Origin of the sequence: Pseudarthrobacter sp. NPDC058119, from assembly GCF_042884655.1 — a bacterium.
GTDB lineage: Bacteria > Actinomycetota > Actinomycetes > Actinomycetales > Micrococcaceae > Arthrobacter.
On sequence record NZ_JBHVTN010000001.1, the window covers coordinates 987826 to 1003257 of the forward strand.

Consider the following 15432-nt stretch of genomic DNA (forward strand, 5'->3'; position numbering starts at 1 on the left):
CCGGCCATGACGCGGGCTTTAGTGGTTTACTACTGAAGGAAGCCGTTTCAACCGAGGAAAAGCCACACATGACGCAAAGCCAGTCGAGGCCCCGGACGCCGGCCCCCTGGCACCCCCCGGCGCAGGACCGGGAGGGCCTCTGGATCTTCACCCGGCTGCGCGACTTCATTGACGACATCGCCAATACGTCCCCCGCACGGCTGGCACTGACCGCGTTCGCCGCCGTCTGCACACTCTTTACGTTCCTGCTCACCCTGCCGGTCTCTGCAGCCGACGGAACGCCCACCCCTCTCCACCAGGCGTTGTTCACGGCGGTCTCGGCAGTCTGCGTCACGGGACTCACGGTGGTATCGACGGCGGTCCACTGGTCGTTCTTCGGCCAACTGGTAATCCTGGTGGGCATCTTCATCGGCGGCCTGGGCACCTTGACCCTCGCGTCGCTCCTCGCCCTGATGGTGAGCAAGCGGCTGGGCGTGCGCGGCAAGATCATCGCGGCGGAGTCCATGAACAACGCGGGCCGACTGGGCGAAGTGGGCACCCTGTTGCGGATCGTCATCACTACCTCGGTGGTCATCGAAGGCATCCTGGCGCTGACGCTGATTCCGCGCTTCCTCACTCTGGGGGAGCCGTTCTGGCAGTCTGTCTGGCACGGCATCTTCTACGCCATTTCATCGTTCAACAACGCCGGTTTCACCCCGCACTCGGACGGCATCGTGCCCTACGAAACGGACCTGTGGATCCTCATCCCGCTGATGGTGGGCGTCTTCCTGGGCAGCCTGGGCTTTCCCGTGGTGATGGTGCTGCAGCAGAACGGGCTGAACTGGAAGAAATGGAACCTCCACACCAAGCTCACCATCCAGGTCTCGCTCATCCTGCTCGCCGCGGGCACGGTCCTGTGGGCCCTGATGGAGTGGGACAACGCCCGGACCATCGGGCCGATGGGCCTCGGTGACAAGATCACCCATTCCCTGTTTGCCTCGGTCATGACGCGTTCCGGTGGATTCAACCTGGTGGACCAGAACCACATGGAATCCACCACCAAACTGCTGACCGACGCGCTGATGTTCGCCGGCGGCGGGTCGGCGTCAACGGCGGGCGGCATCAAGGTCACCACTATCGCCGTCATGTTCCTGGCCATCGTTGCCGAGGCCCGCGGCGATGCCGACGTGAAGGTGTACGGCCGGACCATTCCGCAGGGCACCATGCGGGTGGCCATCTCCGTGATCGTTGCCGGCGCCACCCTGGTCTCCGTCTCCGCCTTCCTGCTCCTGCAGTTCAGCGGTGCGTCACTGGACCGGGTGCTGTTCGAGACGATCTCGGCCTTCGCCACCGTTGGCCTGAGCACCGGCCTCAGCGCCGAGGTGCCGCCCGAGGGCGTCTACGTCCTCACGGCCCTCATGTTCGCCGGCCGCGTGGGCACCGTGACCCTCGCCGCGGCCTTGGCCCTGCGCCAGCGCAGCCAGCTGTACCACTACCCCGAAGAGAGGCCGATCATTGGCTAGTTCCACAGACGCCCCCCGGCGCCCCGCCCACAACGCTCCGGTCCTGGTGATCGGGCTGGGCCGCTTTGGATCATCCACCGCGGAGCAGCTGGTCAAGCAGGGCCGGGAAGTGCTCGCCATCGAACGGGACCGGAGCCTGGTGCAGAAATGGGCACCCCTCCTGACCCACGTGGTGGAGGCCGACGCCACCAATATCGATGCCCTCCGCCAACTGGGCGCCCAGGAGTTCAGCTCCGCCGTGGTGGGCGTCGGAACGTCCATCGAATCCTCGGTGCTGATCACCGTGAACCTGGTAGACCTGGGAATCGAACACCTCTGGGTCAAGGCCATCACCCCGTCACATGGCAAGATCCTGACCCGGATCGGCGCGAACCACGTCATCTACCCCGAGGCCGACGCCGGCGTGCGCGCTGCGCACCTGGTGTCCGGCCGGATGCTGGACTTCATCGAGTTCGACGACGACTTCGCCATCGTCAAAATGTACCCGCCGCGCGAAACCGTGGGCTTTACCCTGGACGAATCAAAGGTCCGCTCCAAGTACGGGGTGACCATCGTGGGGGTGAAGTCCCCTGGTGAAGACTTCACGTACGCCCGGCCCGAGACCAAGGTGTCCTCGCGGGACATGCTGATAGTCTCCGGCCACGTGGACCTGCTGGAAAGGTTCGCCGCCCGGCCCTAGCCGAGCTGCCTGGTGATCTCGGCAGCCCGGTCCGCTGCCGCGCGGGCACCGGCGGCGATGATGGCCGGGATGCCCTGTTCGTCAAAGGTGGCGATGGCGCGCTCAGTGGTGCCGTTGGGGCTGGTGACGGCCTTGCGGAGCGCTGATGGGTCGGCACCGGGTTCGGCCAGCATGAGGCCGGCACCGGCCACGGTTTCGCGGGCCAGCAGGACGGACAACTCGCGGTCCAGGCCCAGTTCCTCCCCGGCGGACGCCATGGCCTCGGCCAGGTAGAAGGCGTAGGCAGGACCGGAGCCGCTGATGGCCGAGAGCGCGTCCACCTGTTCCTCGGGAACCTCAACCACGGTTCCGGTGCCCTGCAGGAGGTCTTTGACCATTTGGAGCTGTTCAGGACTGCAGTGTGTGCCGGGTGAGACGGACACGACGCCGCGGCCCAGCTTCGCGGGCGTGTTGGGCATGGTGCGGATCACCGGCTGCCCCGCGGGGAGTGCTGCTTCAAGCTGGGCGATGGACACCGCCGCGGCCACGCTGACCACTACGGTTTCCGGAGACAGGGCAGGACTGATTTCCCTCGCAAGGTCCGCGATGCCCACCGGCTTGACGCCGAGGATGACCACTGCGGATCCCTTGGCGGCCTGCTTGTTGTTGTCGGGTTCTTCCTCGCCGGCAATGGCGGTGATCCCCTGGTAGCGCTGGGCCAGTTCCGAGGCGCGCTCCGCGCGGCGGACGGTGGCCACCACATCCCCCGGATCCTTCCCTGCCTCCAGCAGGCCGCCAAGAATGGCTTCGTTCATGGATCCACAGCCAAGGAATGCGATTCGGTTGCTCATGCCTCCATCATTGCAGTTCGCAGGCATTCACAGGCAACTCCCATCCTCAGCGCAGGCAGCACACAACTTGGGGTCCTACCGTAGTTATTACCTCATTGAGGGTGCGAGTGATGCGGCAGGCATGGGGATGTCTGCCAGGGCACCGGTGGCACGGCAACAGGTTTTCCCCCATTTTCCTGTTGCCGGCCCCGGTGCTTCCGCGTTTAACGGCCGGTTTGGTGGCGTCCCTTGGTCGAGCTGTGTCGAGGGCTAGACGGTGGCATCCACGGTTCGGGAGCCTGCCACATGGGGTGCCGGCTCCAGGGGTCCGTCAAAGACCAGTTGGTCAAGGCGCCGCAGGATGAGCCCTTCACGGAGCGCCCACGGGCAGATGCGGAGCTTCTTGAACTTGAACATCTCCAGGGCGGCCTCAGCTACCAAAGCGCCCGCAAGGACCTGGCGGGCCCTGGCTTCGGAGACTCCGGGAAGGTGCAGCCTGTCTTCCGAACTCATGGCCGAGATGCGCTGCGTCCAGATTCCCAGGTCCGAGGCGTGCAGTTCCCTCTTGACGTAAGGACCCTCGGCACTGGGCGCAGCACCGGCGATCCGGGCCAGGGACCGGAACGTCTTGGAGGTGCCGGCCACCACGTTGGCCCGGCCCAGGCCGTCGAATTCGCGGACGGCAGGCTTGAGGGTGGCCCTGATGTAGCGCCGCAGTTCCTTGACACTCTTAGCGGTCGGCGGGTCCTCGGGAAGCCAGTCCCGGGTAAGCCGGCTGGCGCCCAGCGGCACGGAAGTCGCCACCTCGGGAAGTTCGTCCTGGCCGAACGCCATTTCGAAGGAGCCGCCGCCGATGTCCAGGTTCAGGATGGGCCCGGCGCCCCACCCGTGCCAGCGCCTGACCGCGAAGAACGTCATGGACGCCTCTTCGCTGCCGCTCAATTCCTGCAGGGTCACAGTGGTCTCGTGCTTGACCCTGGCCAGGACGGCGGGGCCGTTGGTGGCCTCCCGGATCGCTGAGGTACAGAAAGCCAGCAGGTCCTCGGCTTTGTGCCTGGCAGCGAATTCCCAGGCTTCCAGCACGAAGTCCGTCAGCTCCTGCTGGCCCTGATCGCTGATGCTGCCGTCCGGTTCAAGGTATTGGACCAGGGACAGCGGCCGCTTATGGGAGGCGAACGGGACCGGCTGCGCGCCCGGGTGGGCATCCACCAGGAGCAGGTGGACAGTGTTGGACCCGATATCGAGGACACCTAGACGCATGGGGACATTATTGCTCGTCAGCGCGCTTGAAGTCGCGCCTGATGTTGGCAACACCCTCGGGGTTGATTTCGAAACCGTAGGCCGCGCCCGGGTTGATCACCATGCCCAGCTCGTCGCCGATATTGGCGATGATGGCAGCGCCCTGCGTGCCCAGGACGTTTGGAGCGGCTTCCAGGTACTGCTGGTCCACCCTGCTGGGGTGCGAGAAGACGGCCAGGACGGGGTCGCCGTCGGCATTGGCAAGAACCAGGGGCTCCACCTTGGAGTCCACGCCCTCCACCGTGTCCGAGCTGATGATGTAGACCTCGCTGTTCAGGAACGACAGGATGACGTCCACCGGGTCTGCGTCCGGCTGGCCACCGGTGGCGAGCTTCTCCTCGAGGTCGTTGAGCGGCTGGAGGTCCGTGTGCGCGGGCTGTTCAGTCATTCCCCTAGCCGATCACGATACTGTGGCCGGCGCAAACGCGCCGGCCACTTGGTTACTTCTTGGCCGTTGCCTTCTTCTTGGCCGGCGCCTTGCGGGTGGTGGTCCGCTTGACCGGTCCCTTGGCGCGCTTCTCGGCGAGCAGTTCCACTGCCTGTTCCCGCGTGAGTTCCTCGAGGGAGGTGGCTCGGGGCACCGTGATGTTCGTGATGCCGTCCGTGATGTAGGGGCCAAACCGGCCTTCCTTCACCACGATGTTCTTTTCGGACACCGGGTCCGGGCCGAATTCAGCCAGCGGGGGCACCGCGGCACGGGCGCCGCGCTGCTTGGGCTGGGAGTAGATCTCCAGGGCCTGTTCCAGGGTGATGGTGAAGATTTCCTCTTCGGAGCCGATGGACCGGGAGTCCGTCCCCTTCTTCAGGTACGGGCCGAACCGGCCGTTCTGGACCGTGATGAGGTTGCCTTCGGCGTCCTCGCCCAGCGCCCGGGGCAGGCTCATGAGCTGAAGCGCTTCCTCAAGCGTCACGGATTCGACGGTCATGGACTTGAAGAGCGAGCCCGTGCGCGGTTTGGCCTTGACCGGCTTCTTGGGCGGCTTGGGCTTGCCGTTCTTGTAGTACTCCACCGGCTGGTTGGCCAGTTCCTCGTCGGTCATTTCCGGGATGATCTCGGTGACGTAGGCGCCGTAGCGGCCGTTCTTGGCCACCACGGTGTGTCCGGTGTGCGGATCCGCGCCGAGCACGCGTTCCTCGGGCGCCGCCGTCTCCATCAGTTCGATGGCTTTGGCCGCGGTCAGTTCGTCGGGGGCCAGGTCCTCGGGGACGTTGGCACGCGCCGATTCGACGATCTCGCCCGTCTTGGGGTCCACTAGGGCAGCAGAGCTTTCCAGGTATGGGCCGAACTTGCCCACCCGGAGCGTGATCTCGTCGGTGATCGGGATCGAGTTGATTTCCCGGGCATCGATCTCGCCCAGGTTGTTGACGATGCTCAGCAGGCCCGGATCAGAATCTTCACCGAAGTAGAAGTGCCGCAGCCAGGAGGCGCCGGCTTCCTGTCCGTTGGCGATCTTGTCCAGGTCGCCTTCCATGTCGGCGGTGAACTCGTAGTCTACGTAATCGGAGAAGTGCTGTTCCAGGAGCCGGATCACCGAGAAGGCGATCCAGCTGGGCACCAGGGCCGAGCCCTGCTTCCGGACATAGCCGCGGTCCTGGATGGTGGAGATGGTGGAGGCGTACGTGGACGGGCGTCCGATGCCCTTCTTCTCCAGCTCCGCGGTCAGCGAGGCTTCCGTGTAGCGCGGCGGCGGGGAGGTTTCGTGGCCCACGGCCTGGATGTCCGAGGCCGTGAGGGAGTCGTCCTTGGCCACGTTGGGCAGGCGCCGGGCTTCGTCGGAGTCGTCGTCGCCGCGGGTCTCATCCTTGCCTTCCTCGTAGGCGGCGAGGAAGCCGGGGAACGTGATCACGGTGCCGGAGGCGGAGAAGTCTGCGTCCCGGCCGTCGGCGGACACCGCGCCGAGGCGGATGGTGGCCGTCGAACCCTTGGCGTCGCCCATCTGGGAGGCGACCGTGCGCTTCCAGATGAGTTCGTACAGGCGGAACTCGTCGCCGGAGAGCTGCTTCGCCACCTGGGCAGGCGTGCGGAAGGAGTCACCGGCGGGGCGGATGGCCTCGTGTGCTTCCTGGGCATTGGCGGCCTTGTTGGAGTAGACGCGCGGCGACTGCGGAATGTATTCGGGACCGTACAGTTCGGAGGCCTGGCGGCGGGCTGCCGTGATGGCCTCATCGCTCAACGCGGAGGAATCCGTACGCATATAGGTGATGTAGCCGTTTTCATACAGCCGCTGGGCGATCTGCATGGTGCTCTTCGAGGAGAAGCGCAGCTTGCGGCCGGCCTCCTGCTGCAGCGTGGAGGTGGTGAACGGCGCAGCGGGACGGCGCGTGTACGGCTTGGTGTCCACCGAGCGGACCCGGAAGTCGGCGTTCTGCAGACCGGCAGCCAGGGACGTTGCCAGTTCCTCGTTGAGGTGGGCCACGTTCCGGGAGGTGAGCTCGCCGTTGTCGTTGAAGTCGCGGCCCGTGGCCACCTTGGCGCCGTCCACGGCGGCGAGCTTGGCCTTGAAGGAGCCCGATTCCGCGCCGAACTGGCCGGTCAGGTCCCAGTAGGACGCTGCCTTGAAGGCCATGCGTTCGCGTTCGCGGTCCACCACCATGCGGGTGACCACGGACTGCACGCGTCCGGCGGAGAGGCCGCGGGCCACCTTGCGCCACAGGACAGGCGAGATTTCGTAGCCGTAGAGCCGGTCCAGGACGCGGCGGGTCTCCTGTGCGTCCACCAGGTCCTGGTCCACGTCGCGCAGGTTGCCCATGGCGCGCTGGATGGCTTCCTTGGTGATTTCGCCGAACGTCATGCGGTAGACGGGGACCTTGGGCTTGAGCACCTCGAGCAGGTGCCACGCGATGGCTTCGCCTTCGCGGTCCCCATCGGTTGCGAGGTAGAGTTCGTCGGCATCCTTGAGCGCGGCCTTGAGCTCGGTGACCTTTTTCTTCTTGTCCGGGGACACCACGTAGTACGGCTTGAAATCGTGTTCGATGTCGACGGCGAACTTGCCGACGGAGGTCTTCTTCAGCTCGGCGGGGAGTTCGGACGGCTGGGGAAGGTCGCGGATGTGACCGATGGAGGCCTCTACGATGAAGCCCTCGCCGAGGTACTTGGCGATGGTCTTGCTCTTGGCCGGAGACTCCACAATCACGAGTTTCTTGCCGGTTTTGGCCTTGCTTGGCACGGTGCTCCTACAGAAAAAGGTTGCTGGGGCAGATGAGCCCATGTTCGCCTAGTTCACCATATTTTGGGCAATCGTGCGCATTCATGTGGAAAAGACGGGGCTCCGTTGAGGGCTTGAGGGGGCCTACTCCAGGGCGGGATTTCCGGCCGGGACCAGGAAGCCGTCCCGGACCAGGTTGGCCACGTCGGCGAGCAGCGCACCCTGGAAAGTCCCGGCGTCGAACCCCTCCCCGCCGCCCAGGAGGGCCTCCAAAGCTCCTGCGATCTGCCCGGCGGTGAGGTCGCCGTCGCACGCGGACACAAAGCCTGCCAGCTCGGTGCTCATCAGGTTGGTCCGCCGCAGCCCGGCACCCTGCCGGAGCAGGATCACGCCCGGATGTTCAGCGCCCGGGCGCTGGTGGCGCTCCTCGGTGACGTCGTCCGCCACGAGCAGGTGCGTGCCGGCAAGGTCATGGGCGGCGAGCCAGTCGGCTCGTTCGACGGCGGCACCCAAATGGGGGCCGATGGGCTGCTCGATGGGGTAGCTGATTTCCTCGAAGCGGCTGATGGCGGCGGGGTTGCCTTCTGCGGGGCGGCGCAGCCAGACCATGCCGAAGCCGATGCCGGCCACATCCCGGGATGCGAAATCGGCGAGATAGGCGGCGTACGCATCCCGGTAGTGCTGCCGGTCGCGGGATTCCGAGGCGTCCCGCAGCCAGGTTTCGGCGTATTGTTCCGGGCTGACCAGCTCGCGCTGGATGAACCAGGCGTCCGCGCCCTGCCGGATCCAGGCTTTTGGCCGCTCCTCCCAACTGCTGCCGGCGGCGACTTCCCAGTTGCCGAGCATCTGGGCAAACCCACCGGGCGCCAAAACACCGGGCAGGTCCGCCACCAGGGAGGCCACGATCCCATCGCCCGGCAGCCCGCCGTCGCGGTAGGTGAACCGGTCCGCCGCGTCCTCCCCGGCACTGCGGGGGGTGATGACGAAGGGCGGGTTGGAGACCACCAGGTCGAACTCTTCCCCGGCCACCGGCTCCAGGAGGGAACCCAGGCGCAGGCTGACCCTGTCCTCCAGGCGTTCCGGGTCAACGGAAAGCTCGCCCGCATTGAGCAGGATATTGAACCGCGCGTAGGCGAGGGCGCGCTCGGAGATGTCGGTGGCGGTGACGTGCTGGCAGTGGTGCAGCAGGTGGAAGGCTTGGATACCGCAGCCCGTCCCGAGGTCCAGGGCACGCTCGGTGTGGCGGCGGATGGTGGTCTGCACCAGCGTGGTGGATGCCTGGCCGATGCCCAGGACGTGGTCGTGCCGGAGCACGCCGGCCTGCTGGTGCGCGGCGAGGTCGCTGGCCACCCACAGTTCGGCGCCGCCGCTGCCGTCCTGGTTCTTGTCCCAGCCGTACGGCCGCAGGTCGGCTTTCGCCGTAAGCAGCCCGGAGCCGGGGACGGGCTGCACCAGCCCCAGTTCAAGGAGACCGCCGGCGCCGGTGCCCGGCAGTGCGGCGTCGAGCGTTTCCCTTTCCTGCGGCTCGGCGAGCAGCCACAGGCGGACGACGCCGGCGAGCAGCGCGGTGCCGGGATCGGCCCGCACTGCCTGCTCAACAGCCAGGACTGCGGGGATGATCTGGTCCCTGTTCAGCGCCGCCGCGGCCTCGGGCCCCAGCAGCTGCGCCACGCCGTCGAGCGTGTAATCCAGGCCGCGCAGGTCGGCAGCGAGCGCGGACAGCAACGCGGGGAGGTCGCTGCGGGGAGCGTCGGGAGTGTTTCCGGCGGTGAACTCATAAGGGGATGCAGGCACCGCTCAAGTTTAGTCCGGGGTGGGTGCGGGGTACGGTGGTCCCATGCCTTCCCGTCCCGCCTTCCTTCCGTGCGCCCGCACGGCCGCCGCTGTACGCCGTTCGCTTCCGGCGGCGGTCGTTGCCGGCCTCTGCCTTGCCGTGGCAGGGTGTTCGCCGTCGAATCCGGTGGAGAACGCGGATGTGTCGAAGTGGCGGGCCACCGCGATGCCATCGTCCCCGGCGGGTGTTGTGCTCCAGGATTCCGGCAAGATCCTCAACCGGGACCGCATTGTGCAGGAGGCCGCCAGGGTTCCCGCGGGCAACTACACGCTCACGGCGGTGTGCGACGGCACCGGCAAGGCCTTCTTCGCCGTGTCCTTGGACGGCAAGGCCCTAGCCGAAGCCGGTGCCGCCTGCAACGGCCGGCAAGAGACCACCCGGATCAGGTTGCCTGCGGCGGGCCGGGTCGAAATCAGCAGCTCCAGCGTGGATGCTCCGCTGCTTTACGCCTACCAGCTGGCACCGGCCCAGTAGCGCTTTTCCGGCTCTGGCCTGCCGCCCGGCGGGGGCTTAAAGTCGGACTATGCCCAGCGTGCGGGGAACCTCCGCGCCCCTTCCGGAAGGGACAGCACGGGCGCCGCTGGCACCGAAGCCCGCGGCCGCCGTCGCCCTTGGACTGGTGCTTGCGGCAGGTGCCCTGACCGGCTGTGAATATACGTACGACGACGGCCGGACCTCCAGCGCGCAGGGCACCGCCGCCGCCCCGGCGCCGGCTTTCACCCGTGACCCGCTGCAGCAGGATCCGGTCGGCGAGGCCGATCTGGGGGACTGGGAATCGCGGGCGCTTCCGGGCACCACGGGCCCCGTGGTCGAGGATGACGCAGGACTCCTCGCGGCCGCCGAGGTCCGGACGGTCCGGTCGCCGGTGCTGGAAACCGGGACCTACATGCTGGCCATCGCGTGCCGCAGCCAGCGGCGGGTGACCTTCACGGTCAGCACGGAGACCCTTACCCTGGTGGACTTGGGCCTGAGGTGCGGTGTCAACCGCCAAAACGTCATTTATTTATCGACGGACAGCGTGCTCACGGTCCGGGTGGAGGCCCGGACCGCGGCGAACTATGCGTTCCGGGTGCAGCGGCTCTAATGCCGGAGGCCTGTGGCCGCCCAGGGCGGGGGTCAGGGTAGGAGGTCAGGCCGCGGCGCAGCCGTCCGGGCAGCGGAGCGTCTCCGGGCTCGCGGCGCAATCGGCGCAGTAAAGCGTCAAGGTGCGGCAACTCGGGTTGGAACAGTTCTCGAATTTGCTGGTTGGCGCCGAACACCGGGCGCACCGGCCAATGGTCTTAGCGTCTTCGCTGAACTCCAGGTGCATGCGCTTGTCAAAGACGTAGAGCGACCCTTCCCAGAGGCCCTGGTCCTTGAACGCCTCTCCGTAGCGGACAATGCCGCCGTCCAGCTGGTACACCTCTTTGAAGCCGCGGTTCACCATGAGGCTGGACAGCACCTCGCAGCGGATGCCCCCGGTGCAGTAGGTCACCACCGGCTTGTCCTTCAGGGAGTCGTACTTGCCGGATTCCAGCTCCTTGATGAAGTCGTGCGTGGTGGCGACGTCCGGTACCACTGCGTCCTTGAACCGGCCGATCTGGGCCTCGAAGGCGTTCCGGCCGTCGAAGAAGACCACGTCCTCGCCGTCCTTCTTCCTGGCGTCAACGAGTTCGTGCAGCTGCTCCGGCTTCAGGTGCTTCCCGCCGCCCACTACGCCCCCGGCGTCGACCCTGAGTTCTCCCGGCGCGCCGAAGGAGACGATTTCGTCCCGCACTTTCACGCTGAGCCGCGGGAAGTCCGCCGCGCCGCCATCGGACCATTTGACGTCGATGTCCCGGAACCCTGCGTACTCCCGCGTGGTCTTCACGTACTGCTTAACTGCACCGATTTCCCCGCCCACGGTGGCGTTGATCCCGTCCTTGGAAATGATGATGCGGCCGGTCAGTCCCAGCTTTTCGCACAGGGCACGCTGCCACAGGCGGACGGCTTCCGGGTCTGCAATGGGGGTAAAACCGTAAAAGAGCACAATCTTGTTCAAAGCCACGTATTTAAGGGTACCGGCTGCGTTTGCGCCTCCCCGGCGTGGCACCGACAGGCCGGGCCCGGCGCTGATCACAATTGCATAAGCACTGCCGCCTCCTCTGTTGCTTCCGATCGGGCTGGAATAGTGTTCTTGGCATGAGCCCGGAAACCCTGGTTGAAGACATCACTGGCCTGCTCGAAGTGTGGGTCGCCGGCTGGGCCGGATGTCGCGGCTACCGGACCTCCAAGGAGGGCCGCTTCCCCGCCGCGCTCCGCGCTGACACCAGCGGGGAGTGGGAGATTTTTGCGTCTGAACCCACCGATGACGAGTTCGCCACCCTCGCGGCCAGGACGGCCGAATCCCCCGCCCGGATTCTGACCATCCTCACCAACGATCCCTCCCGGTACGCGGCGCTGGCGGCCCGGCAAGGACTCAACGTCACGTCAGATTCGCAGACCATGATGATTGTGGACATGGAGACGCAGGACGCCGAAGACCCGTGGCTTTCCGACGACGACCTGAGCCTGTCCACGTTCGAACAGGAGGGCGTCCATTACGCGGAGGTCCGCTCCGGTGACGCGATCGCGGCCAGTGGCCGGGTGTTCGTGGTGGGTGACACCGCCGTGTTCGACAAGATCATCACGGAGCCGGCGTTCCAGCGCAGGGGCCTGGGCAGTTTCATCATGCGCGCGTTGGCGGCGCAGGCCTTCGGGCACGATGTCCGTACCGGCCTGCTGCTGGCGTCGCTGGACGGGCAGAAGCTCTACTCGCATCTTGGCTGGACCACGGTGGCCAGGGTCCTGATGCTGTCGGCGTCCCATGACGGAGCGGACCTCTCGCTGAGCTGAACCGCTCCCCCGGGGGCGCCCTGCGGTTTTCCCGTCGGCGAACCGGGAGCAGGGGTCCGGTGCCGAATGGAAGAATGGTGGGGTGAACCCCCATGACTCCCTGATTCCCTTGCTGGGCCGCGGCCCGGAACCGGAGCAGCTGCGTCATGTCCGCACCATACCGGCGCGGGAGGCAATCCACGCGCCCTGGCCTGATTGGGTCCATCCGGATATTGCGGCGGCCTACGGGTCGTTGGGTATCCGCGAACCGTACCGGCACCAGGTGGACGCGGCCGAGGCCGCGCATTCGGGCCAGCATGTTGTGGTGGCTACCGGCACGGCGTCCGGCAAGTCCCTGGCGTACCAGCTGCCGGCGCTGGATGCGATCCACCGGTCCGAGCTGCGCGTGCTTGCGGACCCGGGCAGGATCCACGACGACGGCGCCGTCACCCTTTACCTCTCCCCCACCAAGGCGCTGGCGGCGGACCAGCTGAACGCCATTCGCGCCCTGAAGCTGCCAACCGTCCGGGCGGAAACCTACGACGGCGACACAGATCCCTCCGCGCGCCGGTGGATCCGTGACCACGCCAACTTCATCCTCGCCAACCCGGACATGCTGCACTTTGGCATCCTCCCCAACCACGCGTGGTGGGCCGGTTTCTTCCGGCGGCTCCGCTACGTCATCGTGGACGAAGCACACAGTTACCGGGGCGTATTCGGTTCGCACGTGGCCAACCTGATGCGGCGCCTCCGCCGGATCTGCGCGTACTACGGGGCCGGAACCGCATTTCCCGAGCCGGTGTTCATTGCCGCCTCCGCCACCGCTTCCGAGCCCGATGTCTCTTTCTCCCGCCTCATCGGTGCGCCCGTCAAAGCAGTGTCCCGCGACTGCTCCCCCCACGGGGCCACCACCGTGGCATTGTGGGAGCCGGCACTGACCGAGGTCAGGGGTGAGAACGGTGCCAAGGAGCGGCGCACGGCCGTGGCCGAAACCTCGGACTTGCTGGCCAACCTGGTGTCCGCCCGGATCCGCACCATCGCCTTTATCAAGTCCCGCCGGGGGGCGGAGACCATCTCGGCCATCACCAAGCGCCTCCTTGACGAGGTGGACCCTAGCCTGCCGCAACGGGTCGCCGCGTACCGTTCCGGGTACCTGCCGGAGGAACGCCGGGCCGTGGAGAAAGCCCTCCGGTCGGGCCAGCTGCTAGGCGTTTCCAGCACGTCCGCGTTGGAGCTCGGGATCGACATCTCGGGCCTGGACGCCGTCCTGGTGGCCGGCTGGCCGGGCACGCGGGCATCGCTGTTCCAGCAGATCGGCAGGGCCGGCCGGGCAGGCCAGGACGCCATTGCCGCCTTTGTAGCCAGCGACGACCCCCTGGACACTTTTCTGGTAAACCACCCCGAGGCCATCTTCGACGTGTCGGTGGAAGCAACGGTCTTCGACCCCTCCAACCCTTACGTGCTGGGACCGCACCTGTGCGCGGCGGCAGCTGAACTGCCGCTGGGCCCGGCCGGGCTGGAGCTCTTTGGGCCTGCCGCTGAAAGGCTCCTGGACCGGCTGGTGTCCCAGGGCTATCTTCGGCGGCGGCCCGCGGGCTGGTTCTGGACGCACCCGCAAAGTGCAGCGGGGATGGTCAACCTCCGCGCGGACGGGGGTGGCCCAGTGAGCATCGTCGACGCCGAGACCGGATCCCTCCTTGGCACCATGGACTCGCCGCAGACCCACTACCAGGCCCACACCGGTGCGGTGTATGTCCACCAAGGCGACACGTACGTGGTGGAGGACCTGAACGAGGGCGACCACTGCGTCATGGTCCGCCGGGCCAACCCGGACTACTACACCACGGCCCGGGACGTGACCCAGATCGAGGTCTTGGAGACCCTGAGGACCATGCAGTGGGGGGACGTGACCGTCCACTTCGGCGACGTGAAGGTGACCACCCAGGTTGTCTCCTTCCAGCGCAAGGCTTTGATTTCCAATGAGGTCCTGGGCGAGGAGCCGCTGGAGTTGGGCGCCCGGGACCTCTTTACGAAGGCAGTGTGGTTCGTCGTGGACAACCGTTCGCTGACGGGTGCCGGCCTCATCGAGGCGCAGTTCCCGGGGGCGCTGCACGCCGCGGAGCACGCCGCCATAGGACTCCTGCCGCTGGTGGCGTCCAGCGACCGGTGGGACATCGGCGGGGTGTCCACTGCCCTGCATGCCGACACCGGGGTGCCCACCATATTCGTCTATGACGGGCACCCCGGTGGAGCCGGCTTTGCCGAACGGGGGTTCGACAAAGCCATGGTCTGGCTGGCGGCAACCCGCGATGCCATCAAGGCCTGCGAATGCGAAGCTGGTTGCCCGTCCTGTGTCCAGTCCCCTAAGTGCGGCAACAAGAACAACCCGCTGGACAAGGGGGCGGCCGTCACCCTGCTGGACGTGCTGCTCACGGACGCCACGGAGGCCACTCCGGTGGACCTGGAAGCCCGGAGCTGATATCGGCCCGGGATCCGTGTCTCCCTATGGCGGAGGACCTGCCCGGGCCCGTCCGGTCGCGGCCCCCAGGAGCGGCCGTTCGGCGAGCTCAGTCAGCACTTGAACAGTCTGTCCCGAGCCCTCGGAGCAGCTCAGTACCGCCGCAGCGTGGCGGGCTGCCACTTCGGCGGCGACCGTGCACGGATCCCCCGTGGTGATGCCGCGGAGGGCATCCGCCCCTGCGAGGGCTGCGAGGTCCGCTGCCGTCGCGGCCCTGCCGGCGAGCACCGCGGCCTGGGCAAGCAGCAGCATGGCAGCCATGGCCGTAATGACCACCAGTGCCAGTCCAGCCGCAAGGACTGTCCCTGAGCCTCGTTCACGGCCATCCGGAAAGGTTTGCCTCACCTGAAGACTCCGGCAACGGTCGAGCTTTGGCCCGCGCCGGCAGCGCCGGCCCCGGGGGTCTCGCTGCGGGTGGAAGCGCGGGCGGTGAGGGTCCACGGAATCGAAGAACCGAGTGGGCCCGGGACCCGGTCAGTGACTGTGACGTTGAACCATCCGGCATCGGCCGAGACTGAGACGGATGCCGAACCGCCGGCTAGCGTCCTGACGGTCTGTTCGACCGCTGCGGGGTCCTCGCCGCGGGCCAGGGCCCTGGCGCCGGCCCGGGCCCCCTCTTCGATCCGAAGCTGCGTCATGCCCGCGGCCGCCCCTGCCAGCAGCATGGCCAGCAGTCCGAGCACGGCGGGCAGCACCACGGCGAACTCGGCCGTGACGGCGCCCCGGGCGTTCACGGTCCTGCCCGCCGGTTCCGGGTCACCGTTGACGCTGGCCGCTGTGGAGTCCACCGCTGCCGGCGGCTTCCGTGGCGCC

Annotated in this window: 14 protein-coding genes; 6 read left to right on the forward strand and 8 right to left on the reverse strand. The window is 67.0% G+C overall.

Going from position 1 to position 15432, the window contains the following annotated elements; translation table 11 throughout:
- Positions 1-68: 68 nt before the first annotated feature.
- Positions 69-1502, forward strand: coding sequence for a TrkH family potassium uptake protein (locus ACFVTD_RS04695; protein ID WP_387558724.1), 1434 nt, complete (start codon positions 69-71; stop codon positions 1500-1502).
- Positions 1495-2181: a TrkA family potassium uptake protein gene (locus ACFVTD_RS04700; protein WP_043452434.1), complete on the forward strand. Its 687-nt coding sequence runs from the start codon at positions 1495-1497 to the stop codon at positions 2179-2181. The genes ACFVTD_RS04695 and ACFVTD_RS04700 overlap by 8 nt, the downstream gene beginning before the upstream one ends.
- Here ACFVTD_RS04700 and proC read toward each other — a convergent pair.
- The 5 genes from proC to ACFVTD_RS04725 all read right to left on the reverse strand — a co-directional run bounded on the left by proC (position 2178) and on the right by ACFVTD_RS04725 (position 9229).
- Positions 2178-3011 carry a pyrroline-5-carboxylate reductase gene (gene proC, locus ACFVTD_RS04705; protein WP_387558728.1) on the reverse strand — a complete coding sequence of 278 codons (834 nt, stop codon included), beginning with the start codon at positions 3009-3011 and terminating at the stop codon, positions 2178-2180. The two genes, ACFVTD_RS04700 and proC, sit on opposite strands and share 4 nt — an antisense overlap.
- Positions 3012-3260: 249 nt before the next feature.
- Entirely contained in the window at positions 3261-4250 is a 990-nt protein-coding gene (locus tag ACFVTD_RS04710) for a Ppx/GppA phosphatase family protein (RefSeq protein WP_387558731.1), read from the reverse strand.
- Positions 4251-4257: 7 nt separating this feature from the next.
- A complete protein-coding gene (locus tag ACFVTD_RS04715; RefSeq protein ID WP_387558734.1) occupies positions 4258-4677 on the reverse strand; it encodes an SseB family protein in 420 nt (139 codons plus the stop codon).
- 52 nt (positions 4678-4729) lie between these two features.
- The gene (gene topA / locus ACFVTD_RS04720) at positions 4730-7456 is read right to left on the reverse strand and encodes a type I DNA topoisomerase (protein WP_387558737.1); all 2727 of its coding nucleotides are present in this window, start codon (positions 7454-7456) and stop codon (positions 4730-4732) included.
- Between the two features lie 123 nt (positions 7457-7579).
- On the reverse strand, positions 7580-9229 hold the full coding sequence (locus ACFVTD_RS04725; protein WP_387558740.1) for a methyltransferase: 1650 nt from the start codon (positions 9227-9229) through the stop codon (positions 7580-7582).
- Between the two features lie 43 nt (positions 9230-9272).
- On the opposite strand from ACFVTD_RS04725, the gene ACFVTD_RS04730 reads away from it, so the two are divergent.
- Entirely contained in the window at positions 9273-9743 is a 471-nt protein-coding gene (locus tag ACFVTD_RS04730) for a hypothetical protein (RefSeq protein WP_387558743.1), read from the forward strand.
- 49 nt (positions 9744-9792) lie between these two features.
- Positions 9793-10353: a hypothetical protein gene (locus ACFVTD_RS04735; protein WP_387558746.1), complete on the forward strand. Its 561-nt coding sequence runs from the start codon at positions 9793-9795 to the stop codon at positions 10351-10353.
- Positions 10354-10398: 45 nt separating this feature from the next.
- On the opposite strand, the gene ACFVTD_RS04740 is transcribed toward ACFVTD_RS04735, so the two are convergent.
- Entirely contained in the window at positions 10399-11295 is an 897-nt protein-coding gene (locus ACFVTD_RS04740; RefSeq protein ID WP_387558749.1) for a rhodanese-related sulfurtransferase, read from the reverse strand.
- A gap of 134 nt (positions 11296-11429) precedes the next feature.
- Here ACFVTD_RS04740 and ACFVTD_RS04745 point away from each other — a divergent pair, with 134 nt between their 5' ends.
- Positions 11430-12122, forward strand: a complete 693-nt coding sequence (locus tag ACFVTD_RS04745) for a GNAT family N-acetyltransferase (protein WP_387558752.1) — start codon at positions 11430-11432, stop codon at positions 12120-12122.
- 82 nt (positions 12123-12204) lie between these two features.
- Positions 12205-14580: a DEAD/DEAH box helicase gene (locus tag ACFVTD_RS04750; protein WP_387558755.1), complete on the forward strand. Its 2376-nt coding sequence runs from the start codon at positions 12205-12207 to the stop codon at positions 14578-14580.
- Between the two features lie 24 nt (positions 14581-14604).
- On the opposite strand, the gene ACFVTD_RS04755 is transcribed toward ACFVTD_RS04750, so the two are convergent.
- Positions 14605-14964: an Rv3654c family TadE-like protein gene (locus tag ACFVTD_RS04755; RefSeq protein WP_387558758.1), complete on the reverse strand. Its 360-nt coding sequence runs from the start codon at positions 14962-14964 to the stop codon at positions 14605-14607.
- Positions 14961-15353: a TadE family type IV pilus minor pilin gene (locus ACFVTD_RS04760; protein ID WP_387558982.1), complete on the reverse strand. Its 393-nt coding sequence runs from the start codon at positions 15351-15353 to the stop codon at positions 14961-14963. Before ACFVTD_RS04760 ends, ACFVTD_RS04755 begins: the two co-directional genes overlap by 4 nt.
- Positions 15354-15432 lie beyond the last annotated feature (79 nt).